Here is a 22,616-nt window from a genome sequence, read left to right as displayed (position 1 = left end):
ATGCTCTCATTCTCACTCCTTGATGCGCAGGCGCTCTCCCCGGGGCTGGAGCACGCCACTGACTGGCAACAGTGGGCCATGGGGGCAGAGTGGCCCGCGGCGGTGCAATCCGTGCCAGCGACCCCCCTGATCCCCATGATGATGGCGCGCCGCCTCAGCATCGGCGCCCGGCTCGCGGTGCAACTGGGTCTGGACATGCTGGCCCGCCACCCCGTCGACAGCGCCATCTTCGTCAGCCGCCACGGCGAGCTGGCACGCTCCATTACGCTGCTGCAGGGGTTGGCCGCCGCCAAGCCGCTCTCTCCCACGGATTTTTCCATGTCGGTGCACAACACGGCGGCCGGGCTCTGCTCCATTCAGGGCAAGGCGGCGCTGCCCATCAGTTCCATCTCTGCCGGAGACGGGAGTCTGATGGCGGGGCTGGCCGAGGCCGTAGCCAACCTGCATGCGGGGTATCAGCGGGTGCTGCTGGTGCTGTTTGAAGGGGAGATCCCGCAGTTTCATCAATCCTGGCTCCCCCAGACCCCGCCCTACGGGGTGGCGCTGCTGCTGGGCCCGGCGCAGGAGGCTGCCGGCGAGCGCTGGGACTGCGAGGGGCAGTGCAACGCCAGTCAGCCCCCCGCGCTGGCCCAACCTCTGGCATTCTGGCGCGCGCATCTGCTGGGGCAGCAGACATGCGTGCTCGGGGACGGACGCAGGGAGTGGTCATGGCGGCGGGGCTGAACCGGCTTTGGCGGCTGCTTGGCACCGCGCTCGGCTTCACCCTGTTTGGGCTGGGGGGGCTGCTGCTCAGCCTCTGCTGGTTTCCGCTGCTGGCGCTCTGCCTGCGGGGAGAGCGGCGTCGGATCCTGGCACAGGCCAGCATCAAGCAGAGTTTTCGGTTGTTCATGGCCCTGCTCAAGGGGCTGGGGGTGCTGGATTATCGCGTCATCGGCATGCCGAGGGAGCTGCGCAGTGCCCTCATCGTCGCCAATCACCCCAGCCTGCTCGACTATGTGATCCTGGCGGCCGAACTGCCGGTGTGCGACTGCATCGTCAAGCGAGCTTTGTGGCATAATATTTTTCTCGGTGGCGTGGTGCGTGCCGCCGACTACATTCCCAACGGGGAGGCGGAACAGCTGCTGCCGCGTTGCATCGAACGGGTGCGCCGGGGTGGCTTATTGCTGATCTTTCCGGAAGGCACCCGCACCACGCCGGGGGAGCCTATCCGCCTGCAGCGAGGTGCCGCCCAGCTTGCCTTGCGTGGTCAGGTGACTCTGCAGCCCGTACGCATTCATTGCAGCGAGCGCTTTCTCACCAAGCAGGACAAATGGTTCCAGACCCCGAAACGCAAGCCTGTTTTCACGCTGGAGTTCTTGCCGCAGATAGAGACCCGTGAAGGGGTCGATGACGCGCAGCACAGCGGCCTGGCCGCCCGCCAGTTAACCCGGTTACTTACCCGGGTCCTGCAAGCCGGGACCCCATGACAGCCTATGGAAGAGCAATGCAAGATCTGCAACAAGAGATAAAACAACTCATCATCGACAGCCTCAACCTGGAAGGGCTGACCCCGGACGATATCGATGCCCAGGCGCCGCTGTTTGGTGACGGTCTGGGGCTGGACTCCATCGATGCGCTGGAGCTGGGGCTGGCCATCAAGGGACGCTATGGCATCGTCCTCTCCGCCGATGACGAGAATACCCGTCGTCACTTCGCCAGCGTCGAGGCCCTGGTGGCCCTGATCCAGTCCCAGGCTTGAGCCACCTTCTTTGGAGATATCCCGATGAACAGAGACGAGATTTTTGCCAAGGTGAAGGCAACCCTGGTGGAGTTGTTTGAAGTGGATGAAGCGGCCGTCACGCCAGAGGCCCAGCTCTATCAGGATCTGGAACTCGACAGCATCGACGCCATCGATTTGGTGGTCCACCTGCAAAAACTGACCGGCAAGAAGATCAAGCCCGAAGAGTTCAAGTCGGTGCGCAGCGTCGCCGATGTGGTCGAGGCGGTTGAACGCCTGATGAACCCCGCCTGATAGCTTGTTGCCATGATGCGCCTGCTCTCCTTGCTGGCAGGGACCCTGCTGCTGGCTTATCCCCTTGCCGTCTATCGGGGGCTGACCCATTGGGGCAGTTCCGCCCTGCTCGGCATCCTGCTGGTGACCTTCGCCCTGCGCCTGCTGCCCGGGCTCTCCCCCGTGCGGGAGTGGCTGCTGCTTGGTCGCCTGCTGGCCTGTGTCGGTCTGGTATTGACGGCCTTGAGTGCCCTCTTCTCGGCCCAGCACTGGCTGCTCTACTACCCCATTGCGGTCTCGCTGGCCCTGCTCGGCCTGTTTGGCTGGAGCCTGACCCAGCCCATGAGTCTGGTGGAGCGGCTCGCCCGATTGCAGGATCCCGATCTGCCGCCAGCCGGGGTGCGCTACACCCGCACCGTGACCAAGGTGTGGTGCGGCTTCTTCGTGCTCAACGGCTCTCTGGCTGCCGCCACCGTCTGGTACGGGGATCTCGCCATCTGGAGCCTCTATAACGGCCTCGTCAGCTATCTGCTGATGGGACTGCTGATGGGGGGGGAGTATCTGGTGCGCCTGCGGGTCAAGCGGAGCTTCGCCTCATGACCGGTCAGGAGAGCCTGCTCGCCACCATCTGGGGACGAGGGGATGACGAACCCGTGGCCTTCGGGCCACAGGGAGAGGTGCGCTTTGGCGAGCTGCGCCAGGGAACCGAAGCGCTGGCCCGGCGGCTCGCCGCTCTGCCAGCCCGGCGCTGGGCGCTCTGCTTCGAAGACAGCCTGCTGTTTGCCCAGGCGCTGCTCGCCTGTGCCCTGACCGGGCGAGAGGCCATACTGCCCGGCCATCAGCGCCCGGCGGCCCTGGCGGAGCTGGGTCACGGCTTCGATGCCGTGTTGACCGACAGCCAGACGCTGGGGGAGGGCAGCAGCATACCCTGGTTGCAACTGCCCCTCTCACGGGAGGATGAGCAACCCGCTGTCCCCTGGCCCGCCCCCCTGGCCTTGCAACTGACCCTGTTCACTTCGGGCTCCACCGGCGAACCCAAGGCGATCCCCAAGGCGTGGCACCAGCTGGACGCCGAACTGCGGGTGCTGATCGCGCTCTGGAGCGAACCACTGCGCGGGGCGCGCCTGCTGGCGAGCGTCTCCCATCAGCACATCTATGGCCTGCTGTTTCGCATTCTGCTGCCCCTGGTTTTGCGCATTCCCTTCGCCCGCACCCTGACCCTCTACCCGGAGCAGCTGAACAGCCAGCGAGGCCGCTGGGCGCTGATCGCATCCCCGGCCTTTCTGAGTCGCCTCGATCCCGCCCTGCCGGCCGCCGGCTGCGCTCTGGTGGTTTCCTCCGGCGGGCCGCTGGCGCTGACGGATGCGACCCGCACGCAAGCGCAGCTGGGACAACTGCCCGTGGAGGTCTTTGGCAGCAGCGAGACCGGCGGCATCGCCTGGCGTCAGAGCGCGCAGCCAGAGACGCCCTGGCAACCCATGCCGGGCATTCGCGTGGCACCCGGAGCCGGGGATTGCCTGCTGCTTCACTCCCCCTATCTGCCGGACGATGAGCCGCTGCTTTGCGCCGATCGCATCCGATTGTGCGAGTCCGGCTTTCACCTGCTGGGGCGCGGGGATCGGGTGGTCAAAATTGAAGAAAAACGGGTCTCCCTCGACGAGGTGGAGGCGCGCCTGCAGGCCCAGCCCTGGGTGCAGCAGGCGGCGGTGTTGCCGTTGACGCAGGCGGGCCGGCAGCAGCTGGGCGCCGTGCTGGTATTGACGGAGCAAGGGCTGGAGCAATGGCAGACGCTGGGGCCCGGCCGCTTCCTCATTGCCCTGCGGGAGCGGCTCAGACCCTGGCTCGAACCGGTCGCCCTGCCGCGCCGGCTGCGTCTGCTGCCGGACTTGCCCCTCAACAGTCAGGGGAAACGCCCCTGGGGGCAGTTGAAAACGCTATTTGATAAAGATTTTGTTGATGTTCATGCCAAAAAATCTGGTCCTGAGCAGATGAATTACTCACTCAGGGGATCCAAACCATGCCAATGACGGGGTTGCCCAGCCTCATCGAGCAGCGATGGCAGGACGATGTCCTGGTGCTGCGTCTGTCCCTCGACCCCGAGCTGCCCTGGTTTCGCGGCCACTTCCCGGGAGCGCCCCTGCTGCCCGGCGTGGTGCAGGTGCACTGGGCCATGCACTATGGTCGCCAGCTGCCCGGCCTGGTCGGCGAGTTCGGTGGCATGAGTCAGTTGAAGTTCCAGCGCCCGCTGCGCCCCGGCCAGGAGTGCGAGCTGCATCTCTGCTGGCTGGCGGACAAGGGCCAGCTGGTGTTCAGCTACCGGCTCGGGGATGAGGTCGCCAGCAGCGGCCGGGTGAAGCTATGTCCTTGAATCCCTGCCTCATCATCCCCTGCTACAACCATTCGACCCCCCTGGCCGGCGTGCTGACGGGGCTCAAATCCCTGGGGCTGCCCTGCCTGCTTGTCGACGATGGCAGCGAGCCCGCCGCTGCCGCCGCGCTGGATGCCCTGGCCGCCACTCACGGTGACTGGGTCAGTCTGCTGCGCCATGACCGGAATCAGGGCAAGGGCGTCGCCGTGACCACAGGGCTCATGGCTGCGAGGGCGCGGGGCTTCAGTCATGGCGTGCAGATAGATGCCGACGGCCAGCACGATCTGTCTGATGTGCCGCGCCTGCTGGCCGAAGCCGCCCGCCAGCCCGATGCCCTCGTCTCGGGACGCCCCATCTATGACGACTCCGTCCCCAAGGGGCGCCTCTATGGCCGTTACATCACCCATGTCTGGGTCTGGATAGAGACCCTCTCGTTCACCATCGCGGACAGCATGTGCGGCTTTCGGGTCTATCCCTTGGCGACCAGTTGCGCCCTGCTCGATGAGGTGCGCCTCGGCCGGCGCATGGATTTCGACACCGAGGTGATGGTGCGTCTCTACTGGCGCGGGGTGCCCATGCGCTTCGTGCCGACCCGGGTCATTTATCCGGCGGACGGCAGTTCCCACTTTCGGCTCTGGCGGGACAATCTCGACATCTCCTGGATGCACACCCGACTGGTGTGCCGCCTGCTCTGGGATGGGTTGTGCAAGCTGCCAGGCCTCCCGGCCCGGCTCTGGCAACAGGGCAGGCGGCACTGGTCGCGCACCCCGGAGCGGGGCTCGCTGCTGGGCCTTCAGATCATGCTGGCCAGCTATCGGCTGCTGGGTCGACGGGGCTTCCAGGCGCTGCTCTACCCCGTCATCGGCTATTTCTGGCTGACCGGCCGCCGCCAGCGGGCGGCCTCCGAGCAATATCTGGCTCGGCTCGAGGCTTTCGCCGCCGGGCAGGGAGTGAGCCTGCCCTCCGAGCCTAGGTCCAGCTTTCGCCACTTCCTGCGTTTTGGGGGGGCGGCGCTGGACAAGCTGGCGGGCTGGCGCGGCGATATTCCCCGTGAGGAGATCGAACTGGTGGGGCGCGAGCACCACGAGGCGGCGCTCGCCAGCGGACGCGGCCTGCTGTTGCTCGGCTCCCACCTCGGGGATCTGGAGCTATGCCGGGCGCTCGGCACCCAGGGGGGGCAAGTGCCCATCAATGCCCTGGTGTTCACCCGCCATGCGGCCCGCTTCAACGCTCTGCTCAAGCAGGTCAATCCGGACTCCGGCATCAACCTCATCCAGGTGCAGGAGATGGGGGCCGACACCGCCATCCTGCTCAAGGAGAAGATAGAGGCGGGGGAGTGGGTGGTGATCGTCGGGGACCGCACCTCGGTGACCCGGGAGAAGCGGGTGGTCTGGGCCGATTTTCTCGGGGCTCCCGCCCCATTCCCGCTGGGGCCCTTCGCCCTGGCAAGCGTCCTGGCCTGCCCCGTCTACCTGATGTTCGGGCTCAAGGAGCAGGGGCGCTTTCGCGTCCATTTCGAGCCCTTCGCCGAGCGGCTGTCGCTACCCCGCGCCACGCGGGAGGCGGCACTGCGCCGCTGGGTGCAGGCCTATGCCGACCGCCTGCAGCACCATTGCCTGCATGCGCCGCTGGACTGGTTCAACTTCTTCGATTTTTGGCAGCTAACCCATGATGAACAGTGATACTCCATCTCCCCAGGTCACCTTCGGCGCAGACAGGCTCACCATAGAACAGGTGGTGGCCCTGGCCGAGGGGCGTGCCCGTCCCGTTCTCAACCCGGATCCCGCCTTCATGGCCCGGGTGCAGCGCGGCGCCGACTTCCTCGATCGCCTGCTGGCGGAAGAGGGGGTCATCTACGGGGTGACCACGGGCTATGGCGACTCCGTGACCCGGGCCGTGCCGCCCGCCCTGGTGGCCGAGCTGCCCCTGCATCTGACCCGTTTCCACGGCTGTGGCCTCGGCAACGATCTGAGTCTTGAGGCGGGCCGTGCCGTGCTGGCCACGCGCCTCTGCTCCCTGGCGCAGGGGGTCTCCGGGGTCAGTCCGGCCCTCCTGGAGCGGCTCTGCTGGCTGCTGGAGCAGGATCTCATCCCGCGCATTCCGGAGGAGGGGTCGGTCGGTGCCAGCGGCGATCTCACCCCGCTCTCCTATGTGGCCGCCGTGCTGGTGGGGGAGCGGGAGCTCTATCGGGACGGCCAGCTCGCCAGTACCGCCGACGTCTATGACGCGCTCGGCGTGCCCCCCCTGCGATTGCGCCCGAAAGAGGGGCTGGCCCTGATGAACGGTACCTCGGTCATGACGGCGCTGGCCTGCCTCGCCTACGCCCGTACCGAATACCTGATGAAGCTGGCGACCCGGATCACCGCCCTGGTGAGCGTCGCCATGGAGGGCAATGCCTTCCATTTCGACGAGCGGCTGTTCGCGGCCAAGCCCCATCCCGGCATGCAGGAGGTCGCCGCCTGGCTGCGCGCCGATCTGCAAAGCGGTGAGCTGCCGCGCCACAGCGACCGCTTGCAAGACCGCTACTCCCTGCGCTGCGCCCCCCACGTCATCGGCGTGGTGGCCGACAGCCTGCCCTGGTGGCGTCAGCTCATCGAAAACGAACTCAACAGCGCCAACGACAATCCCCTCATCGATGGCGACTTCGAGCACGTGATGCACGGCGGTCACTTCTACGGCGGCCACATCGCCATGGCCATGGACAGCATGAAGACGGCGGTGGCGAACCTCGCCGATCTGCTCGACCGCCAGCTGGCCCAGCTGGTGGATACCAAGTTCAACGGCGGCCTGCCGAGCAACCTCTCCGGTGCCAGCGGCGAGCGGCGCATGATCAACCACGGCTTCAAGGCGGTGCAGATCGGCGTCTCCGCCTGGACCGCAGAGGCTCTCAAATTAACCATGCCCGCCAGCGTCTTCTCCCGCTCCACCGAGTGTCACAACCAGGACAAGGTGAGCATGGGCACCATAGCGGCGCGGGATGCGTTGCGGGTGCTGACCCTGACCGAGCAGGTGGGGGCCGCCTGCCTGCTGGCGGTGGTGCAAGGGGTGGAGCTGCGCCTCGGCTTGCAGCGGTGCGCCCTGGATACCCTGAGCCCGTCCCTGAGAGAGATGGTGCTGGCGGTGCGGGAAGATCACCCGGCCCTGGTGGAAGACAGGCCGCTGGAGCAGGAGCTCAGGGCCCTGATAGCCCGGCTGCAGGCCCGTCATTACGATCTCTACAAGGAGACCTCGGATGCAGAGTGAACCCTGGATGATCAGCCACAGCATAGAGGTGGAGATCCCGTTCCACGACGTGGACATGATGAGGGTGGCCTGGCATGGCCACTATGTACGCTATATCGAGCTGGCCCGCTGCGCCCTGCTCGAGCAGATCGACTACAACTACCCGCAGATGGAGGCGTCCGGTTATCACTGGCCCATCATCGATCTGCGCCTCAAGTACATGGCCCCCCTGCGCTTTGGCCAGAAGGTGCGGGTCGAGGCGCGGCTGTGCGAATACCAGAACCGCCTCAAGATCGAGTACCAGCTGTTCGATGTGGCAAGCGGCGCGCGCACCAGCAAGGGCTACAGCATCCAGGTGGCGGTGAACAAGGAGAGCGGCGAGATGTGCCTCGCCTCCCCGCGGGTCCTGCTGGACAAGCTGGGGGTGGCGGAGTGAGGGCTCGCTGGATGCAGGGGGTGCGAGGCGGGCTCTGGGCCTGTCTGCTGCTGTTGACGGGGATGGCGCAGGCCGCTTCCATGACCCAGACCCATGTCATGACCCAGACAGAGGTGCGTGAGCTGCTGAGTGCGGAGCCTGCCCAGCGCGCGCATTTCGCGCAGGAGAAACAGGTGGCCGGGCTGGCCCAGCCCCTGAAATCCAGCGGTAAGCTGCTGCTGGTACGGGGGCAGGGGCTCTGGTGGCATCAGCAGCAGCCCTTCGAACTGGCACTGAGCCTGACTGACCAACGCATGAGCCAGCAGGTCGGTCAGGGACCGGTCCAGGTGATCGACAATCCCCAGTTGCTCGAATTCAGCGGCATGATGCTGGCCTTGTTCGGCTCGGATGAGCAGGGGCTCGCCCGCTATTTCTCCCTCGATTTCCAGTCTGATGAACAGGGCTGGACCCTGGTGCTGACCCCCTTGTCCTCCCCTCTCGACAAGGTCTTTGCCAGTCTCACCCTGAGCGGTGGCCAGCAGCTGGACCGCCTGGTGATCGCCGATCGGCAGGGGGACGAGACCCGTATTCATTTCTCAGACTGGCAGCGGGTGACGCTGCCCCTGTCTGCCGAGGAGCACGCCCATTTTGCCCCCTGAGCCGCAAGCCGATGCCCGCACGGGGCCTGTGACGGGCTGGCGCGAATCGACCTGGCGCAGGCTCTCCCATGGCTGGCTGCTGCTCAGCCTGCTGGCGCTGGGGCTGCTCGGCTGGCAGCTCTCCCACAGTCGCATCAACACCAGCCTGATGGATCTGCTGCCCCACGAGGAGCGCTCCACGCTGGATCCGGCCCTGCGCGGGGGCTTGCTGCGCCAGCTCGACAAGCAACTGGTCTGGATGCTGAGCCTGCCGGCGGGGCAGGAGGGGCGCGCCGCGGCGCAGGAGTGGGTCCAGGCTCTGGCCGCCCTGCCCGAACTCGGCGCGGTGCGTGGCGCTCAACCCGAGCTGGCCCCGGCCTGGCAACATTTCACCTACGACTATGCCTGGCAGCGCCTCGATGAGCAGAGCCGGGCCCGCCTGGCGGCGGGGCCCGACGGCTGGAGCCAGTGGGTGCTCGGCCAGATCTACAGCCCCTTCGGGGGAGTCTCCCGTACCGAGTGGCAGGCCGACCCCCTGTTGTTGACCCGCGCCGGTGTGCAGGGGCAGGGGGGGAGCGCCATGCGCCTCGATCACGACTGGCTGATGAGCCAGGGTGAGGACGGGCGGCAGTGGTTCATGGTGCGAGCCGAGCTGGATCTGTCGGCCTTCGATCTCTCCCGCAACGCCGACCTGCTCGCCCGCCTCGGGGCGGCGGAGCAGAGCCTCAAGGCCCGTTATCCCGGGCTGGAGTTGCTGCGTCGCGGCACCCTCTTCTATAGCCAGCACGCCAGCCAGCTAGCCCAGGCGGACATCTCCACCATAGGGATAGGTTCCATGGTCGGGGTCGTGCTGCTGATGTGGCTGGCGTTTCGCTCCCTGCGGGCGATCGCCCTCTCCTTGCTGCCCATCGTCATCGGCCTCGGCTGGGGGGTGCTGGCCGTGCTGCTCTGGTTTGGGGAGGTGCACCTCTTCACCCTGGTCATCAGCACCAGCCTCATCGGCATCGCCATCGACTACGGCATCCACTTCCTGACCGAGCGACGCCTGCACGGAGGCAGCGAGCGTCCCCACCAGACCCGTGCCAAGCTGCTGCCGAGCCTCTGGATGGCCCTGCTGACCACGCTGGTCGGATACGGGCTGCTCTGGCTGGCCCCCTTCCCGGGGTTGCAGCAGATGGCGCTATGCGCCCTCGCGGGCCTCCTGGCGGCCCTCATCACAGTGCTCTGCCTGTTCCCGCTCTGGCTGGGGGAGCTGCCTGCGCGTGAGCCCCGCAGCCTGGCGCTGATGGGTCGCTGGCTCGACGGGTGGCGTGAGCGCCCCTGCCTGCGCTGGGGTCTGCCGCTGCTCGTGCTGGTGCTGGTCGTGGCGGGGCTCGGCCGGTTGCAGATCGATGACGATATTGCCCGTTTGCAACCCCTGCCCGTCGAGTTGCAGGGGCAGGAGCGGGCGATCCAGCGTCTCACCGGTCAGCAGGGCGGCATGTCGGGTTTTCTGGTGACGGCGGCAGACGGGGAGACGGCATTGCAGCGGCTGGAGGCCCTGACCGGGCAACTGACACAGGCCAAGGCAGAGGGGAAGCTGACGGGGTTCGTCTCCCTGGCGCAGTGGTTGCCCTCTCTGGCGCAGCAGCGGGCGGATCATGCCGCCCTCACCGCCTTGCAGCCCCAGGTGGTGGCGCGGCTCAATCAGGCCGGGGTACCGGTCAAGGCCGAGCCTCGCCCCTGGCATCCCCTGACCCCGGAGCTCTGGCTGGCCAGCCCGGTCAGCGAGGGTAGCCGGTTGCTGTGGCACACCCTGCCGGATGGTCGGGTAGCGCTCTGGCTGCCGGTGCACGGGGTGACGGATAGCGCCGCCGTGGCGGGGCTGGCCAGCACTGAGAACGGTGTCTTCTGGCAGGATCAACGCAGCCAGTGGAGCCAGCTGTTCGCCCACTATCGCATCAAGCTGGCCGAGCTCCTGTTTGCGGCCATCGCCCTGGTGGGATTGCTGCTCTGGTGGCGGCTCGGCTGGCGCAAGAGTGCCCGGATCCTGCTGGTCAACGTACTGGCCCTGGGGGCCGGACTGGCGCTGCTCGCCGCCTGCGGCCAGCCCCTGACCCTGTTCGGGGTGCTGGCGCTCAGCCTCATCTTCGGGATCGGCATCGACTACGGGCTGTTTTTCGCCCACAGCGGCGAAGAGCCAGGGCGTCAGCGCTCGACCCTGTTTGCCATCCTGCTTGCCAATCTGACCACCCAGCTCTCGTTCGGTCTGCTGGCCCTGAGCCACACCCCGGCCATCGCCGGTTTCGGTCTGGTGCTGAGCGGCGGCATCTTCACCGCCTTCCTGCTCTCACCCCTGGTGCTGGAGCGCCGATGAGTCCCCTTTACAACCCATGGGAGCCACGATGAAGACGTTTCTGCCCCTGCTGTTTGCTCTCCTGCTCGGCGCCTGCGCCAGCACCCCTGTGCCCGAGAATCGCGCCTACCTGACTCCGGACACCAGCCTGGTGCTGCCGACGCCGCAGCGTGACCAGCCCCTCTATCGCCAGCAACTGCTGAGCACCCACGGCAAGGGCGGGGAGCACCAGCTGCTGACCGTGCTGGAGGCGGATGGCCACAGGCTCACCCTGGTGGGGCTGACCCCGAGCGGGATCCGGCTGTTTCGACTGAGTTATGATGGCAAGACCATCCACACCGAGCAGCTCTCCAGCCTGCTCGGTGGCGCCGCCCTGCCGCCGGTGGCCCAGGTGCTCGCCGATGTGATGATGAGTTATTGGCCCGTCGCCGCCTGGCATGCGCAACTGCCCAAGGGGTGGCAACTGGCGGATGAGGGCATGGTGCGGCGTTTGACCGACCCCGATGGCCGGCTGGTGAACGAGATCCACTATCGCCTGGTGGCGGGGGAGCGCGAGCCGGTGCAGCTCATCCAGCACGCTTTCGATTATCAATTGCAGATGCAGAGGCTGACACCATGAGTCCGAACGCGAACCCCGCACCGTCGGCCGCCCCCTGTCATATCCAGGCCTATGGCCTTGTCTGCGCCCTGGGGGAGGGGAAGGCCGAGGTCGGTGCGGCGCTGGCCGCCTGGCAGCACGCCGGCCTCACCCCGCTGGATGACGAGCGGTGTGCCCTCAGCGATGGCCGGCTCACGCCCGTCGGTCGGGTCGGGGCCGCGCTGCCCGCCATCTCCCCGACGCTATCGGCCTATGATTCCCGCAACAACCGTCTGCTGCTGGCGGCCCTTGCGCAGATCCGGCCTGCCCTCGATGCACTGAGGGCCGGACTGGCGCCGGATCGCATCGCCATCGTGCTCGGCACCAGCACCTCGGGGATCGCCGAGGCGCAGGAGGCGGTGGCCGCCCATCAGGCTGCCGAGCCCCTGCCGGGGGCGTTCGATTACCGCCAGCAGGAGCTGGGCTCGCCGAGCGAATTCCTGGCTCGCCATCTGGCCATCACGGGGCCTGCCTACACCCTCTCCACCGCCTGCTCATCGAGCGCCCGCGCCTTCATCAGCGGCCAGCGCCTGCTGGCCGCGGGGCTCGCGGACATGGTCATCGTCGGCGGGGCGGACAGCCTGTGCGGCCTGACCCTGAACGGCTTCGACAGTCTGGAATCCCTGAGCCTCGAGCGTTGCCGCCCCTTTGGGGCAGAGCGGCGGGGCATCAACATCGGGGAGGGGGCCGCCCTCTTCCTGCTGACCCGGGAGCGGGCCGGGCTCGCCCTGCTCGGGGCCGGCGAATCTTCCGATGCCTGGCACATCTCGGCGCCCGACCCGGAGGGAACGGGGGCCGAGGCCGCGATGCGGATGGCCTTGCAGCAGGGGGGGATGGCGCCCCGGGCGCTCGATTACGTCAACCTGCACGGCACCGCGACCCGTCTCAATGACGAGATGGAGAGCAAGGCGCTGGCCCGCTTGTTCGGGGAGGAGGAAACTGTCCTCTGCAGCTCCACCAAGATGCTGACCGGCCACACCCTGGGGGCGGCGGGGGCCATCGAGGCGGCGCTCTGCTGCCTGTTGATGGAGCAGGGGCTGCCGGCGCCCCGGCAGGGGGAGGCGCAGGATCCGGCCCTGACGCCGATCCGGCTGGCGCAGGGAGATCCTGCGTCCAGGCCGCTCACCCGGGTGCTGTCCAACTCCTTTGCCTTCGGCGGCAACAACGTCAGCCTGCTGCTGGGCCTTATCGAACCACACGAAGGGAGTCCATCATGAGTGACATCACCCTGGCAGCACTGCTGCCCCATCAGGCCCCCATGTTGCTGCTGGATCGACTGCTCGAGTATCAGGGCAACCGGGTACGCTGCGAGACCCGGGTCGGTGAGCGTCAGGCGCTGCTGCTCGACGAGCAGGGCAATCTGCCCGCCTGGGTCGGCCTGGAGCTGATGGCCCAGACCATCGCCGCCTGGGCGGGGATGCGGGGGCGGGAGCGCGGGGAGCCGGTGCGCATCGGCATGTTGCTCGGCAGTCGTCAGTATCAGTGCCAGCTGGCCCGTTTTGCCGCCGGTGAATGCCTCGTCATCGAGGCGGAGTGCCTGCTGGAAGATAACGGCATGGCCAGTTTCGAGTGCCGGATCGGAAATGGGGAGCAACGCTACGCCGAGGCGAGGCTCAGCACCTATCTGCCGAGTGAGGCGGAGCTGAAGGCGCTGCTTGGTTGATGTTTCTCTGATCGCTTTCGCTGTAGAGATAGGCAAAGGCAGTCGGAATCTCTGTTTTTTAAAGAAGGATTGAACATGAATTCCACCGTATTGGTGACCGGGGCCAGCAAGGGCATAGGTCGCGCCATCGCCCTGAAGCTGGCCGCCGATGGTTTTCACATCGTGGTGCACTATCACGGGGATCGGGGCGGCGCCGAGCAGACCCTGGCCGAGATCCTGGCGGCGGGGGGGCAGGGGCGGCTCATCCAGTTCGATATCTCGGACAGGGAGCAGTGCCGCAGCCGCCTCGAGTCCGACATCGAGGCGCACGGCGCCTACTACGGGGTGGTCTCCAACGCCGGGGTGATCCGGGATGGGGCCTTCCCGGCCCTGACCGACGACGATTGGGACGGCGTGCTGCACACCAATCTCGATGGCTTCTACAACCTGCTCAAACCCTGCATCATGCCGATGATAGGGCTGCGCCGGGGTGGTCGCATCGTCACCCTGTCGTCGGTCTCCGGCATCATGGGCAACCGGGGACAGGTCAATTACAGCGCCGCCAAGGCGGGTATCATCGGGGCCAGCAAGGCCCTGGCCCTGGAGCTGGCCAAACGCAAGATCACCGTCAACTGCGTGGCCCCCGGCCTCATCGATACCGGCATGGTCAACGCCGAGGTGGAGGCCGAGGCTTTGAAGATGATCCCGCTCAAACGGATGGGGCAGGCCGACGAAGTCGCGGGCCTGGTCTCCTACCTGATGTCGGACATCGCAGGCTATGTCACCCGCCAGGTCATCTCGATCAACGGTGGCCTGATATGAGTGGAAACATCAACACCGTGGATCATCGGAAACAGCAGGAAGGGAGAGCAGTATGAAGCGTGTCGTCGTCACCGGCATGGCCGGGGTGACCGCCTTTGGCAACGATTGGCAAAGCGTAGGGCCTCGCCTCAAGGATGAGCGCAACGCCGTGCGGGAGATGCCCGAGTGGGGCGTCTATGAGGGGCTCAATACCCGGCTGGCAGCCCCGATCCCGGACTTCTCCCTGCCGACCCACTACCCGCGCAAGAAGACCCGGGCCATGGGGCGGGTCTCCGAGCTCGCGACCGTGGCCACCGAGCTGGCCCTGACGCGGGCCGGTCTCATCGATCATCCGGTGCTGGCCGGCGGGCGTACCGGCATCGCCTATGGCTCCTCCATCGGCAGTACGGCCCCTATCAGCGCCTTTGGCGCCATGCTCAATGACAAGACCACCGCCAACATCACGGCCACCACCTATGTGCAGATGATGCCTCACACGGCGGCGGTGAACACCGGCCTCTTCTTCGGCCTGCGGGGCCGGGTCATCCCCACCTCCAGTGCCTGCACCTCGGGCAGCCAGGGCATCGGCTATGCCTATGAGGCGATCAAGCACGGCTATCAGGACGTGATGGTGGCGGGGGGGGCCGAGGAGCTCTGCCCGTCCGAGGCCGTGGTGTTTGATACCCTGTTCGCCACCAGCCTGATGAACGACAGCCCTTCCCTGAGTCCCAAGCCCTTTGACAAGGACAGGGATGGATTGGTGATCGGGGAAGGGGCGGGGACCCTTGTCCTGGAGGAGCTGGAGCACGCCAGGGCGCGCGGGGCCCACATCATCGCCGAGCTGGTGGGCTTTGCCACCAACTGTGACGCGGCCCATGTGACCCAGCCCCAGCAGGAGACCATGCAGCTCTGCATGGCGCTGGCGCTGGCGGATGCGGGTCTCGAGCCCAAAGACATCGGCTACATCAGCGCTCACGGCACCGCCACCGAGCGGGGCGACATCGCCGAGAGCCATGCCACATCGGCCCTGTTTGGCGATAGCACCCCCATCTCTTCTCTCAAGAGCTACTTCGGTCATACGCTCGGGGCCTGCGGCGCCATCGAGGCCTGGTTGTCGCTGGAGATGATGGCGGAGGGCTGGTTCGCCCCGACCCTCAACCTGAACGAGCCGGACCCCGCCTGCGCCCCGCTGGATCACGTTCGCAGCGGCGGCCGGGTGCTGGATGTGGAGTATCTGATGTCCAACAACTTCGCCTTTGGCGGCATCAATACCTCCCTCATCTTCAAGCGCTGGGCCTGACCGAGACAGCGGTGATGAGTCCATGAAAAAGGCGCCTCGAGGCGCCTTTTTCATAGGGAGTGAGGGTCTTTATTTCTTGGGCCTAAATGGCTTGATGACGCTCTCGTCGCATTCGAGATAGGGGCCGTCCATCAGATCGATGCAGTAGGGGATGGCGGGGAAGACCGCATCCAGACACTCGCGGATGGACTTGGGTTTGCCCGGCAGATTGACGATGAGGGTGCTGCCGCGCAGGCCGGCGGTCTGGCGGGAGAGAATGGCGGTCGGCACGAATTTGAGGGATTCCGCCCGCATCAGCTCGCCAAAGCCCGGCATCATGCGATCGCACACCGCCTCCGTGGCTTCCGGAGTCACATCCCGCTTGGCCGGGCCCGTGCCCCCCGTGGTGACGATGAGGCAGCAGGACTCCTCGTCGGCCAGCTGGCTCAGGGTCGCCTCTATCTCTGGCTGTTCGTCCGGGATGAGGCGATAGACTGGCTCCCACTCCGAGGTCAGATAGGCACCCAGGGTCTCCATGATGGCCTTGCCGGAGAGATCTTCATATATGCCTGCGCTGGCGCGATCGCTGACGGTGACTATACCTATGCGTGCCTTGCTCATGGTCTGCCCTTCGTGCTGTGTAAAGTGGTAAATAAAATAACATAATCAGTGGGATATGTTAAATCTTCCCGGATGTGGCCACGCGAGGGCATAGGCTGGTTCGAATGAAAACAGTGTCTCTCGTACCGGCCATTCAGTAATAAGCTGGCAGACAAACGGGCGCAAAATTTCTAAAAAAAAGCAATTTAGTCAGGTATGGGTAATTGCCTGAATCCTAAAGAATAAATGAATTCCTTCCCCCTCATCTGCGCATTTTTATCCGCAATCGGACTCCTGTGACTCGGTGCAAACTGAACCAGGATCCTGCCGCTCTTATATAACCTTTCTTACGGACAGTGAATTTATGTGCTGAGCGTAGTTTGGATGTGTCACACATGAGGCCTCTGGCCAGGAGAGCATATGGAGCTGCCAGATTTCGATACCCTGAAACACTGGGCCCTCGTGGAGCCGGAGCGGCTCGATGCCCTGCTGCACCAGCAGATAGACACCCTGATCGAACAGGTAGGGCCCGATCGGCAGCGGCGGTTGCGGGGTCTGCAATTTCGCATCGATTGCCAGCGCAAGCTGGCGAAGAACAATCTGGACAGCTGCATCCGGATTGCCAACATGATGCATGAATCCTTCTATGCCATGCGCAGCCAGATCAATCATCTGCAGGAAGAGTCGTTATTGACCGGCGAATATGAGAAACCGGTGAATAATGTCATTCGGCTCGCCGAATATCGCCGGGATAAATAACACATCGATATTTTCATTCTTCATCTCATTTTATTTAATTCCGCAAGCCATCACATGTTAATCAAGGTGATGGCTTGTTTGTTATTTGCTGCAAACAGGCTGCGCCGTTGAAATAAATAAGCCGATAACGGTTTCGCGGGTGGATATATATGGATGAAACAAGTCGCTGGAGTAAGATGAGGGTTCGGTTTATTTTCTACGACTCAAGGGAATGATGAGAAGTATTACACCAAGACGGGTGTTGTCGCCGGAACAGCAGACAGAGATCACCCGCATTATCGTCAAGGTGGGCCAGTTGATGGGCCAGCATGGTGCCGAGGCGCGGCTCATCGAGCAGACCACGGTGCGACTCGGTCTGGCACTGGGGCTCGAGAGCGTGGAGATGGCGCTCTCCGCCGGTGCCATCGTCCTGACCAGCCTCTATCAGGGGCACTGCGTCACCACCACCCGCCGAGTGCTGGATCGGGGCATCAACATGCAGGTGGTGTGCGAGGTGCAGCGCCTGTGCATCCTGGCGGAGAAGGAGCTGATCGGTGCGCGGGAAGTGCGCCAGCGGCTCGATGCCATCAAGCCGTTCCACTATCACCCCTGGCTGGTGGTCCCCATGGTGGGGCTCTCCTGCGGGGCCTTCAGTCTGCTGTTCGGGGGAGACTGGCCCATCTTCCTGGTGACCTTCCTTGCCTCCGCGGTGGCGATGCGGGTACGTCAGCTGATGGCCCATCACCATCACAGCCCCCTCATCAACTTTGCCGTGACCGGCTTCGTCGCCACCCTGCTCGCCTCCAGCGCCACCTACTTCGGCTGGGGGGATCAACCCTACCTCGCCATGGCGGCCAGCGTGCTGCTGCTGGTGCCGGGTTTCCCCTTGATCAACGCCGTCTCCGACATGGTGAAGGGCTACTTCAACATGGGGCTGGCCCGCTGGGGCATGGCGACCCTGCTCACCGTCAGCGCCGTGATCGGCATAGTGCTGGCCATGTCGGTGACCGGTATCTGGGGCTGGAAGCTGTGGTGGAATTCCATATGAGATCTCACCAGAACAGACGTGCCCGTGTCGCCGTTCAGCCGGATCAGAGGGGGGAGACATCATGATGGATCTGTTGTTGCTGCTGTTGCGGGATGCATTCTGGTCGGCCATCCCGGCGGTGGGCTTTGCCATGATGTTCAACGTGCCACCGCGGATGCTGAAATACTGCGCCATGGGGGGAGCGCTTGCCCACAGCCTGCGCACCCTGCTCATCCACCACGGCATGCCCATTGAGTGGGCCACCCTGGCGGCCTCCACCACGGTGGGCTTTGTCTGCGTCTATTGGTCGAAGCGCCTGCTGGCACCCCGGCCGGTGTTCAGCGTCGCCTCCATCATCCCCATGATCCCGGGGACCTATGCGTTCAAGACCATGATCGCCGTGGTGGAGCTCAATATCTCCGGGGTGACCACCGAGCTTATCCACCATGCGGTGACGAACGGCCTCAAGGTGCTGTTTATCGTGGGAGCCCTCAGTTTCGGTTTGGCGATCCCTTCTCTGGTCGTGTACCGTAACCGGCCCATCGTCTGAGACAGGTTGCGAGGAACCAACTCCATGAAGATTTCCATGATTGCCGCCATGGCCCGGGACCAGGTGATCGGCAAGGACAACCAGATGCCCTGGCACATGCCCGCCGATCTGGCTCACTTCAAGCGGGTGACCCTCGGCAAGCCGGTGCTGATGGGGCGCAAGACCTTCGAGTCCATCGGTCGCCCCCTGCCAGGGCGCCGCAACCTGGTGATCAGCCGCAATCCCGACTATCGCGCCGACGGGGTGGAGATGGTGGATTCGGTGGAGGCGGCCCTGAGTCGTCTTCAGGAAGAGGGAATCGAGGAGCTGATGGTGATCGGGGGAGGCTATCTCTATGGCCAGCTGCTGCCTAGGGCGGATCGCCTCTACCTGACCCGCATCGATCTGGTCGTGGAGGGGGACACCTGTTTCCCGACCTTCTCGGATGCCGACTGGGTAAGACTGGAGAGCGAGCCTCATGATCCCGATGAGAAGAATCCCCACCCCTACTGCTTCGAGACCTGGCAGCGCCGCTAGCCCGCGTCGAACCTGATCAGCCCCTCCCCGTGCGAGGGGCTTTTTTTCGCCTGTCACCCCGCTCCAGAGCGCCTCTCATCGGGCCCGGTCCTGAACCTGGTGCAAGCCTTGCAGCCAAGGCACATGTGTCACCACAAATACATGCTCATTGTCGTCAAAAAATGATTCGTCATGTAACTAAATTTGTCGGCGGCGACCAGCCTGACGGCATTCTCCTGTGCTTGCTCGATTTTCAAGAAAACAGTGGAGTTTTCCCCAGTTTTATCAGTGTGATAATTGATTTTATTGTTAATTAATCGTTTTTACACCCAGATCAGTTCCTGTCTGTTGAATTTTTGTTTCATAAAATAACTGTTTTAAATCAATGGCTTGAACATATGATTTTTAGTTGAGACTCTTATGGTTCTTTTTTGTTTCTCTGTTTTTGTTTAGTGTTGAAAGTAATTAATTCCCGCCCGGCTACAGGAACAGCAAACGGCCGGCCATAAAAAAAGGACAGTATGACAGTCAAGCTTGAGGTCAAATCACTCTATAAAATCTTTGGTGAACACCCGGAAAAGGTATTCAAGTTGCTGGCGAAAGGGCATGACCGCGCCAGCATTTTACGAAAGACCGGCCAGACCCTGGGGGTGCAGGATGTCAATCTTGCCATCCAGGAGGGGGAGATCTTCGTGGTGATGGGTCTGTCCGGCTCGGGCAAGTCCACCCTGGTGCGGCTCTTCAACCGGTTGATCGAACCGACCCGCGGCCAGGTACTCATCGACGGTGAAGACATCGCCGCCATCTCGGATGCGGATCTGCGCCAGGTGCGGCGCAAGAAGATCAGCATGGTATTCCAGTCCTTCGCCCTGATGCCCCACCTGAGCGTGCTGGAAAATACCGCCTTCGGGCTGGAGTTGGCCGGGGTGCCGCTGGCCGAGCGCCAGCAGAGCGCCCGCCAAGCGCTTCACCAGGTCGGGCTGGGGCAGTGGATTGATGCCTATCCCGATGCCCTCTCCGGCGGCATGAAACAGCGGGTCGGGCTGGCCAGAGCCCTGGCGAACGATCCGGATATATTGCTGATGGATGAGGCTTTCTCTGCGCTGGATCCATTGATCCGCACAGAAATGCAGGATGAACTGCTGAAACTGCAGGGAAGTCAGCAGAGAACCATCGTCTTCATCTCCCACGATCTGGACGAAGCGATGCGCATCGGCGATCGCATCGCCATAATGCAGGACGGTCAGGTGGTGCAGGTCGGCACCCCGGACGAGATCCTGAACCAGCCCGCCAACGACTATGTCCGCGCCTTCTTTCGCGGGGTGGATCTGGCCAATGTGTTCAGCGCCCGGGATGTGGCGAGCCGCAAGCAGGTGCCCCTCATCAAGAAGCACACCACGGACGGGCCGGGCAATGCCCTGCGACAGCTCAAGGAGCTGGAGCGGGAGTTCGGCTATGTGGTGGATCGCAGCCGCCACTTCCTCGGCGTCGTTTCGGTGGAGTCCTTAAGTCAGGCGGTCAGCAGCAAGGGCAGCCTGGAGCAGGCCCTGCTGGCGGACATCCAGCCCATCCTGGCTGATACCCCCCTCAATGAACTCATCAGCCAGGTGGCCGCCGCTCCCTGCCAGGTGCCCGTGGTCGAATCGGATGGCCGCTATCTGGGGCTCATCTCCAAGGCCAATTTGCTCAACACCCTGGACAGGAGTACCCCGGCATGAATCTCATCCCTTTCCGTCATCTGCTGGCCGCCTTGCTGGCCCTGCTGTGCCTGGCAAGTACCCCGGCCCTGGCTGATGAAGCCGCAACCGATCCCTGGGGGACCACCGAGGTGACCACGGAGGCCGCGAGCGATCCCTGGGGCGATACCGCCACCGAGGCGGCCGATTGGCAAACCCAGATCGCCAGCCCGCAGGTCGAGGCGTCCATCGACTGGCTGGATCCTTTCCAGCAGGCCCTGGTACCACTGGATACCTGGGTCGAGGGTGCCATCGGCTGGCTGGTGGCTAACCTGCGTCCCCTGTTCCAGCTCATTCGTGCCCCGGTGGAGCTGACGCTCAATGGCATGACGCACCTGCTGCAATCCGTGCCCTCGGCCCTGATGATCGGTTTGCTGACCCTGGTGGCCTGGCAACTGGTCAACGGGCGCATGGCGCTGGGCACGCTGGTCTCGCTGATCGGGATAGGCCTCATCGGTGCCTGGTCTGACGCCATGGTGACCCTCTCCCTGGTGCTGACCTCGCTCTTCTTCTGCATTCTGATAGGCTTGCCGGTCGGCATTCTGCTGGCGCGCAGCGAACGGCTGTCGAGCTGGACCCGGCCCCTGCTGGATGCCATGCAGACCACCCCGGCGTTTGTCTATCTCATCCCCATCGTCATGCTGTTTGGCATCGGCAACGTGCCCGGGGTGGTGGTGACCGTCATCTTCGCCCTGCCGCCGATGATCCGGTTGACCATGCTGGGCATTCGCCAGGTGCCTGCGGATCTGGTGGAGGCAGCCCACTCCTTCGGGGCCAGCCCCTCCCAGCTGCTGTTCAAGGTACAACTGCCGCTGGCCATGCCTACCATCATGGCCGGGGTCAACCAGACCCTGATGCTGGCCCTCTCCATGGTGGTCATCGCCTCCATGATCGCGGTCGGCGGTCTCGGTCAGATGGTGTTGCGGGGCATAGGCCGCCTCGACATGGGGCTCGCCTCCATCGGCGGCCTCGGCATCGTGTTGCTGGCCATCGTGCTGGATCGTCTGACCCAGGCCATGGGGCAGCCGGATCGCGGCCGGAGTGGCCGCTGGTATCAACGGGGCCCGGTGGCCCTGCTGCTGCGACTGTGCGGTCGCAGCCCATCCATTCATCGTAAAGGAGTTACCTCATGAGACCCATCACCACCAGCCTGACCCTGGGTGCCCTGCTACTGAGTTCGGTGGCCGTGGCCAGTCCCGAGATGCCGGGGGAGGGGGTCAAGGTGCAACCCTTGCAAAGCTCCCTGCCGGAAGAGGCGTTCCAAAGCGTGCTGGTCAGCAAGCTGATGGAACGGCTCGGCTATGATGTCCAGCCGGCGCAAGAGGTGGATTACAACGTGGCCTATGCCTCGGTCGCCCAGGGGGATGGCACCTTCCTCGCCTTCAACTGGGTGCCGCTGCAGGATGGCAAGTATGAGCAGGTCGGGGGAGACAAGGTGTTCTTCCGTCAGGGCACCTATGTGAGCGGTGCGGCCCAAGGTTATCTCATCGACAAGAAGACGGCGACCCAGTACGGCATCACCAACCTGGGTCAACTCAAGGATCCCAAGCTGGCGGCGCTGTTTGACAGCGACGGGGACGGCAAGGCCGACCTCATCGGTTGCAACCCGGGCTGGGGTTGTGAAGAGGCGATCAATCATCATCTCGACGAGTTCGGGTTGACCCCGACCATCACCCACAAGCAGGGCAATTATGCGGCCCTGATCGCCGATACCCTGGCCCGCTACCAGAGCGGCAAGCCGGTGCTCTACTACACCTGGACGCCGTACTGGCTCAGCAGCGAGCTGGTGCCGGGTCGGGATGTGGTCTGGCTGGAGACGCCCGCCGATGCCAAGGATGCGGCCAAGACCCGGCTGCCAAACGGCAAGAACTACGGCTTTGCCGTCAACAGCATGCACATAGTGGCGAACAAGGCCTTTGCCGAGGCGAACCCGGCGGCGGCCAAGCTGTTCTCCATCGTCAAGCTGCCGCTCAATGACATCAACATCCAGAATGGCCTGATGAACAAGGGACAGAACAAGCCGGTGGATGTGGAGCGTCATGCGGACGCCTGGCTCAAGGGGCATGAGGCCGAGGTCAACGGCTGGCTGGCTGAGGCGCGCGCCGCCGCAAAATAAGCGGGTGGGCAGGCTGACACCTGCCCA

General features: G+C 64.4%; 25 protein-coding genes. 24 read left to right on the top strand and 1 reads right to left on the bottom strand.

The features are described from left to right. From ABNP46_RS16495 to ABNP46_RS16415, 17 genes are all read left to right on the top strand, one after another. A complete protein-coding gene (locus ABNP46_RS16495) occupies positions 1-723 on the top strand; it encodes a beta-ketoacyl synthase chain length factor (RefSeq protein WP_349919286.1) in 723 nt (240 codons plus the stop codon). Next, positions 708-1,466 carry a lysophospholipid acyltransferase family protein gene (locus ABNP46_RS16490; protein WP_349919284.1) on the top strand — a complete coding sequence of 253 codons (759 nt, stop codon included), beginning with the start codon at positions 708-710 and terminating at the stop codon, positions 1,464-1,466. Before ABNP46_RS16495 ends, ABNP46_RS16490 begins: the two co-directional genes overlap by 16 nt. 17 nt (positions 1,467-1,483) lie before the next feature. Continuing rightward, positions 1,484-1,738, top strand: a complete 255-nt coding sequence (locus ABNP46_RS16485) for a phosphopantetheine-binding protein (protein ID WP_349919282.1) — start codon at positions 1,484-1,486, stop codon at positions 1,736-1,738. 24 nt (positions 1,739-1,762) lie between these two features. Next, complete coding sequence (locus tag ABNP46_RS16480; protein WP_349919280.1) at positions 1,763-2,011, top strand: acyl carrier protein; 249 nt, start codon at positions 1,763-1,765, stop codon at positions 2,009-2,011. Positions 2,012-2,023: 12 nt separating this feature from the next. Further along, positions 2,024-2,590 carry a hypothetical protein gene (locus tag ABNP46_RS16475; protein ID WP_349919279.1) on the top strand — a complete coding sequence of 189 codons (567 nt, stop codon included), beginning with the start codon at positions 2,024-2,026 and terminating at the stop codon, positions 2,588-2,590. After that, entirely contained in the window at positions 2,587-4,017 is a 1,431-nt protein-coding gene (locus ABNP46_RS16470; protein ID WP_349919277.1) for an AMP-binding protein, read from the top strand. Before ABNP46_RS16475 ends, ABNP46_RS16470 begins: the two co-directional genes overlap by 4 nt. Further along, a complete protein-coding gene (locus ABNP46_RS16465) occupies positions 4,008-4,358 on the top strand; it encodes a 3-hydroxyacyl-ACP dehydratase FabZ family protein (protein ID WP_349919275.1) in 351 nt (116 codons plus the stop codon). Before ABNP46_RS16470 ends, ABNP46_RS16465 begins: the two co-directional genes overlap by 10 nt. Continuing rightward, the gene (locus ABNP46_RS16460) at positions 4,355-6,040 is read left to right on the top strand and encodes a glycosyltransferase family 2 protein (RefSeq protein WP_349922538.1); all 1,686 of its coding nucleotides are present in this window, start codon (positions 4,355-4,357) and stop codon (positions 6,038-6,040) included. Before ABNP46_RS16465 ends, ABNP46_RS16460 begins: the two co-directional genes overlap by 4 nt. Continuing rightward, on the top strand, positions 6,030-7,601 hold the full coding sequence (locus ABNP46_RS16455; RefSeq protein ID WP_349922536.1) for an HAL/PAL/TAL family ammonia-lyase: 1,572 nt from the start codon (positions 6,030-6,032) through the stop codon (positions 7,599-7,601). The genes ABNP46_RS16460 and ABNP46_RS16455 overlap by 11 nt, the downstream gene beginning before the upstream one ends. Continuing rightward, positions 7,591-8,016: an acyl-CoA thioesterase gene (locus ABNP46_RS16450; RefSeq protein ID WP_349919273.1), complete on the top strand. Its 426-nt coding sequence runs from the start codon at positions 7,591-7,593 to the stop codon at positions 8,014-8,016. The genes ABNP46_RS16455 and ABNP46_RS16450 overlap by 11 nt, the downstream gene beginning before the upstream one ends. Before the next feature lie 11 nt (positions 8,017-8,027). After that, positions 8,028-8,654 carry an outer membrane lipoprotein carrier protein LolA gene (locus tag ABNP46_RS16445; protein ID WP_434476199.1) on the top strand — a complete coding sequence of 209 codons (627 nt, stop codon included), beginning with the start codon at positions 8,028-8,030 and terminating at the stop codon, positions 8,652-8,654. Next, on the top strand, positions 8,644-10,989 hold the full coding sequence (locus ABNP46_RS16440; protein ID WP_349919272.1) for an MMPL family transporter: 2,346 nt from the start codon (positions 8,644-8,646) through the stop codon (positions 10,987-10,989). Before ABNP46_RS16445 ends, ABNP46_RS16440 begins: the two co-directional genes overlap by 11 nt. Positions 10,990-11,017: 28 nt before the next feature. Then, positions 11,018-11,587 carry a DUF3261 domain-containing protein gene (locus tag ABNP46_RS16435; protein WP_349919270.1) on the top strand — a complete coding sequence of 190 codons (570 nt, stop codon included), beginning with the start codon at positions 11,018-11,020 and terminating at the stop codon, positions 11,585-11,587. Next, a complete protein-coding gene (locus ABNP46_RS16430; protein ID WP_349919268.1) occupies positions 11,584-12,822 on the top strand; it encodes a beta-ketoacyl-[acyl-carrier-protein] synthase family protein in 1,239 nt (412 codons plus the stop codon). Before ABNP46_RS16435 ends, ABNP46_RS16430 begins: the two co-directional genes overlap by 4 nt. After that, positions 12,819-13,268: a hotdog family protein gene (locus tag ABNP46_RS16425; protein WP_349919266.1), complete on the top strand. Its 450-nt coding sequence runs from the start codon at positions 12,819-12,821 to the stop codon at positions 13,266-13,268. Before ABNP46_RS16430 ends, ABNP46_RS16425 begins: the two co-directional genes overlap by 4 nt. 75 nt (positions 13,269-13,343) lie before the next feature. After that, positions 13,344-14,069, top strand: coding sequence for a 3-ketoacyl-ACP reductase FabG2 (locus ABNP46_RS16420; protein ID WP_349919265.1), 726 nt, complete (start codon positions 13,344-13,346; stop codon positions 14,067-14,069). A 52-nt stretch (positions 14,070-14,121) separates the two neighbouring features. Next, the gene (locus tag ABNP46_RS16415; RefSeq protein ID WP_349919263.1) at positions 14,122-15,348 is read left to right on the top strand and encodes a beta-ketoacyl-ACP synthase; all 1,227 of its coding nucleotides are present in this window, start codon (positions 14,122-14,124) and stop codon (positions 15,346-15,348) included. A 69-nt stretch (positions 15,349-15,417) separates the two neighbouring features. Here ABNP46_RS16415 and mog read toward each other — a convergent pair whose 3' ends face one another. Beyond that, the gene (mog, locus tag ABNP46_RS16410) at positions 15,418-15,948 is read right to left on the bottom strand and encodes a molybdopterin adenylyltransferase (RefSeq protein ID WP_349919261.1); all 531 of its coding nucleotides are present in this window, start codon (positions 15,946-15,948) and stop codon (positions 15,418-15,420) included. 399 nt (positions 15,949-16,347) lie between these two features. Here mog and ABNP46_RS16405 point away from each other — a divergent pair, with 399 nt between their 5' ends. The 7 genes from ABNP46_RS16405 to proX all read left to right on the top strand — a co-directional run bounded on the left by ABNP46_RS16405 (position 16,348) and on the right by proX (position 22,589). Further along, entirely contained in the window at positions 16,348-16,686 is a 339-nt protein-coding gene (locus tag ABNP46_RS16405; RefSeq protein ID WP_349919260.1) for a DUF3135 domain-containing protein, read from the top strand. A gap of 211 nt (positions 16,687-16,897) precedes the next feature. Further along, positions 16,898-17,713: a threonine/serine exporter family protein gene (locus ABNP46_RS16400; protein ID WP_349919258.1), complete on the top strand. Its 816-nt coding sequence runs from the start codon at positions 16,898-16,900 to the stop codon at positions 17,711-17,713. 61 nt (positions 17,714-17,774) lie between these two features. Then, positions 17,775-18,242, top strand: coding sequence for a threonine/serine exporter family protein (locus ABNP46_RS16395; RefSeq protein WP_349919257.1), 468 nt, complete (start codon positions 17,775-17,777; stop codon positions 18,240-18,242). Between the two features lie 24 nt (positions 18,243-18,266). Continuing rightward, the gene (gene folA / locus ABNP46_RS16390; RefSeq protein WP_349919256.1) at positions 18,267-18,758 is read left to right on the top strand and encodes a type 3 dihydrofolate reductase; all 492 of its coding nucleotides are present in this window, start codon (positions 18,267-18,269) and stop codon (positions 18,756-18,758) included. A gap of 500 nt (positions 18,759-19,258) precedes the next feature. After that, positions 19,259-20,455 (top strand): glycine betaine/L-proline ABC transporter ATP-binding protein ProV, encoded by a 1,197-nt coding sequence (gene proV, locus ABNP46_RS16385; RefSeq protein ID WP_349919255.1) that lies wholly within the window; start codon positions 19,259-19,261, stop codon positions 20,453-20,455. Beyond that, the gene (gene proW, locus ABNP46_RS16380; protein ID WP_349919254.1) at positions 20,452-21,606 is read left to right on the top strand and encodes a glycine betaine/L-proline ABC transporter permease ProW; all 1,155 of its coding nucleotides are present in this window, start codon (positions 20,452-20,454) and stop codon (positions 21,604-21,606) included. Before proV ends, proW begins: the two co-directional genes overlap by 4 nt. Further along, positions 21,603-22,589, top strand: a complete 987-nt coding sequence (gene proX, locus ABNP46_RS16375; protein WP_349919253.1) for a glycine betaine/L-proline ABC transporter substrate-binding protein ProX — start codon at positions 21,603-21,605, stop codon at positions 22,587-22,589. The genes proW and proX overlap by 4 nt, the downstream gene beginning before the upstream one ends. Positions 22,590-22,616 lie beyond the last annotated feature (27 nt).

Origin of the sequence: Aeromonas veronii, assembly GCF_040215105.1 — a bacterium.
Lineage (GTDB): Bacteria > Pseudomonadota > Gammaproteobacteria > Enterobacterales > Aeromonadaceae > Aeromonas > Aeromonas veronii_G.
Note: the sequence above shows the minus strand (reverse complement) of the source record. Positions and strands in the feature narration are given on the sequence as shown.

Coding starts and splice junctions, on each gene's coding strand:
- ABNP46_RS16495 (WP_349919286.1), top strand. CDS start 1: ATGCTCTCATTCTCACTCCTTGATGCGCAGGCGCTCTCCCCGGGGCTG.
- ABNP46_RS16490 (WP_349919284.1), top strand. CDS start 708: ATGGCGGCGGGGCTGAACCGGCTTTGGCGGCTGCTTGGCACCGCGCTC.
- ABNP46_RS16485 (WP_349919282.1), top strand. CDS start 1,484: ATGCAAGATCTGCAACAAGAGATAAAACAACTCATCATCGACAGCCTC.
- ABNP46_RS16480 (WP_349919280.1), top strand. CDS start 1,763: ATGAACAGAGACGAGATTTTTGCCAAGGTGAAGGCAACCCTGGTGGAG.
- ABNP46_RS16475 (WP_349919279.1), top strand. CDS start 2,024: ATGATGCGCCTGCTCTCCTTGCTGGCAGGGACCCTGCTGCTGGCTTAT.
- ABNP46_RS16470 (WP_349919277.1), top strand. CDS start 2,587: ATGACCGGTCAGGAGAGCCTGCTCGCCACCATCTGGGGACGAGGGGAT.
- ABNP46_RS16465 (WP_349919275.1), top strand. CDS start 4,008: ATGCCAATGACGGGGTTGCCCAGCCTCATCGAGCAGCGATGGCAGGAC.
- ABNP46_RS16455 (WP_349922536.1), top strand. CDS start 6,030: ATGAACAGTGATACTCCATCTCCCCAGGTCACCTTCGGCGCAGACAGG.
- ABNP46_RS16450 (WP_349919273.1), top strand. CDS start 7,591: ATGCAGAGTGAACCCTGGATGATCAGCCACAGCATAGAGGTGGAGATC.
- ABNP46_RS16445 (WP_434476199.1), top strand. CDS start 8,028: ATGCAGGGGGTGCGAGGCGGGCTCTGGGCCTGTCTGCTGCTGTTGACG.
- ABNP46_RS16435 (WP_349919270.1), top strand. CDS start 11,018: ATGAAGACGTTTCTGCCCCTGCTGTTTGCTCTCCTGCTCGGCGCCTGC.
- ABNP46_RS16430 (WP_349919268.1), top strand. CDS start 11,584: ATGAGTCCGAACGCGAACCCCGCACCGTCGGCCGCCCCCTGTCATATC.
- ABNP46_RS16425 (WP_349919266.1), top strand. CDS start 12,819: ATGAGTGACATCACCCTGGCAGCACTGCTGCCCCATCAGGCCCCCATG.
- ABNP46_RS16420 (WP_349919265.1), top strand. CDS start 13,344: ATGAATTCCACCGTATTGGTGACCGGGGCCAGCAAGGGCATAGGTCGC.
- ABNP46_RS16415 (WP_349919263.1), top strand. CDS start 14,122: ATGAAGCGTGTCGTCGTCACCGGCATGGCCGGGGTGACCGCCTTTGGC.
- mog (WP_349919261.1), bottom strand. CDS start 15,948: ATGAGCAAGGCACGCATAGGTATAGTCACCGTCAGCGATCGCGCCAGC.
- ABNP46_RS16405 (WP_349919260.1), top strand. CDS start 16,348: ATGGAGCTGCCAGATTTCGATACCCTGAAACACTGGGCCCTCGTGGAG.
- ABNP46_RS16400 (WP_349919258.1), top strand. CDS start 16,898: ATGATGAGAAGTATTACACCAAGACGGGTGTTGTCGCCGGAACAGCAG.
- ABNP46_RS16395 (WP_349919257.1), top strand. CDS start 17,775: ATGATGGATCTGTTGTTGCTGCTGTTGCGGGATGCATTCTGGTCGGCC.
- folA (WP_349919256.1), top strand. CDS start 18,267: ATGAAGATTTCCATGATTGCCGCCATGGCCCGGGACCAGGTGATCGGC.
- proV (WP_349919255.1), top strand. CDS start 19,259: ATGACAGTCAAGCTTGAGGTCAAATCACTCTATAAAATCTTTGGTGAA.
- proW (WP_349919254.1), top strand. CDS start 20,452: ATGAATCTCATCCCTTTCCGTCATCTGCTGGCCGCCTTGCTGGCCCTG.
- proX (WP_349919253.1), top strand. CDS start 21,603: ATGAGACCCATCACCACCAGCCTGACCCTGGGTGCCCTGCTACTGAGT.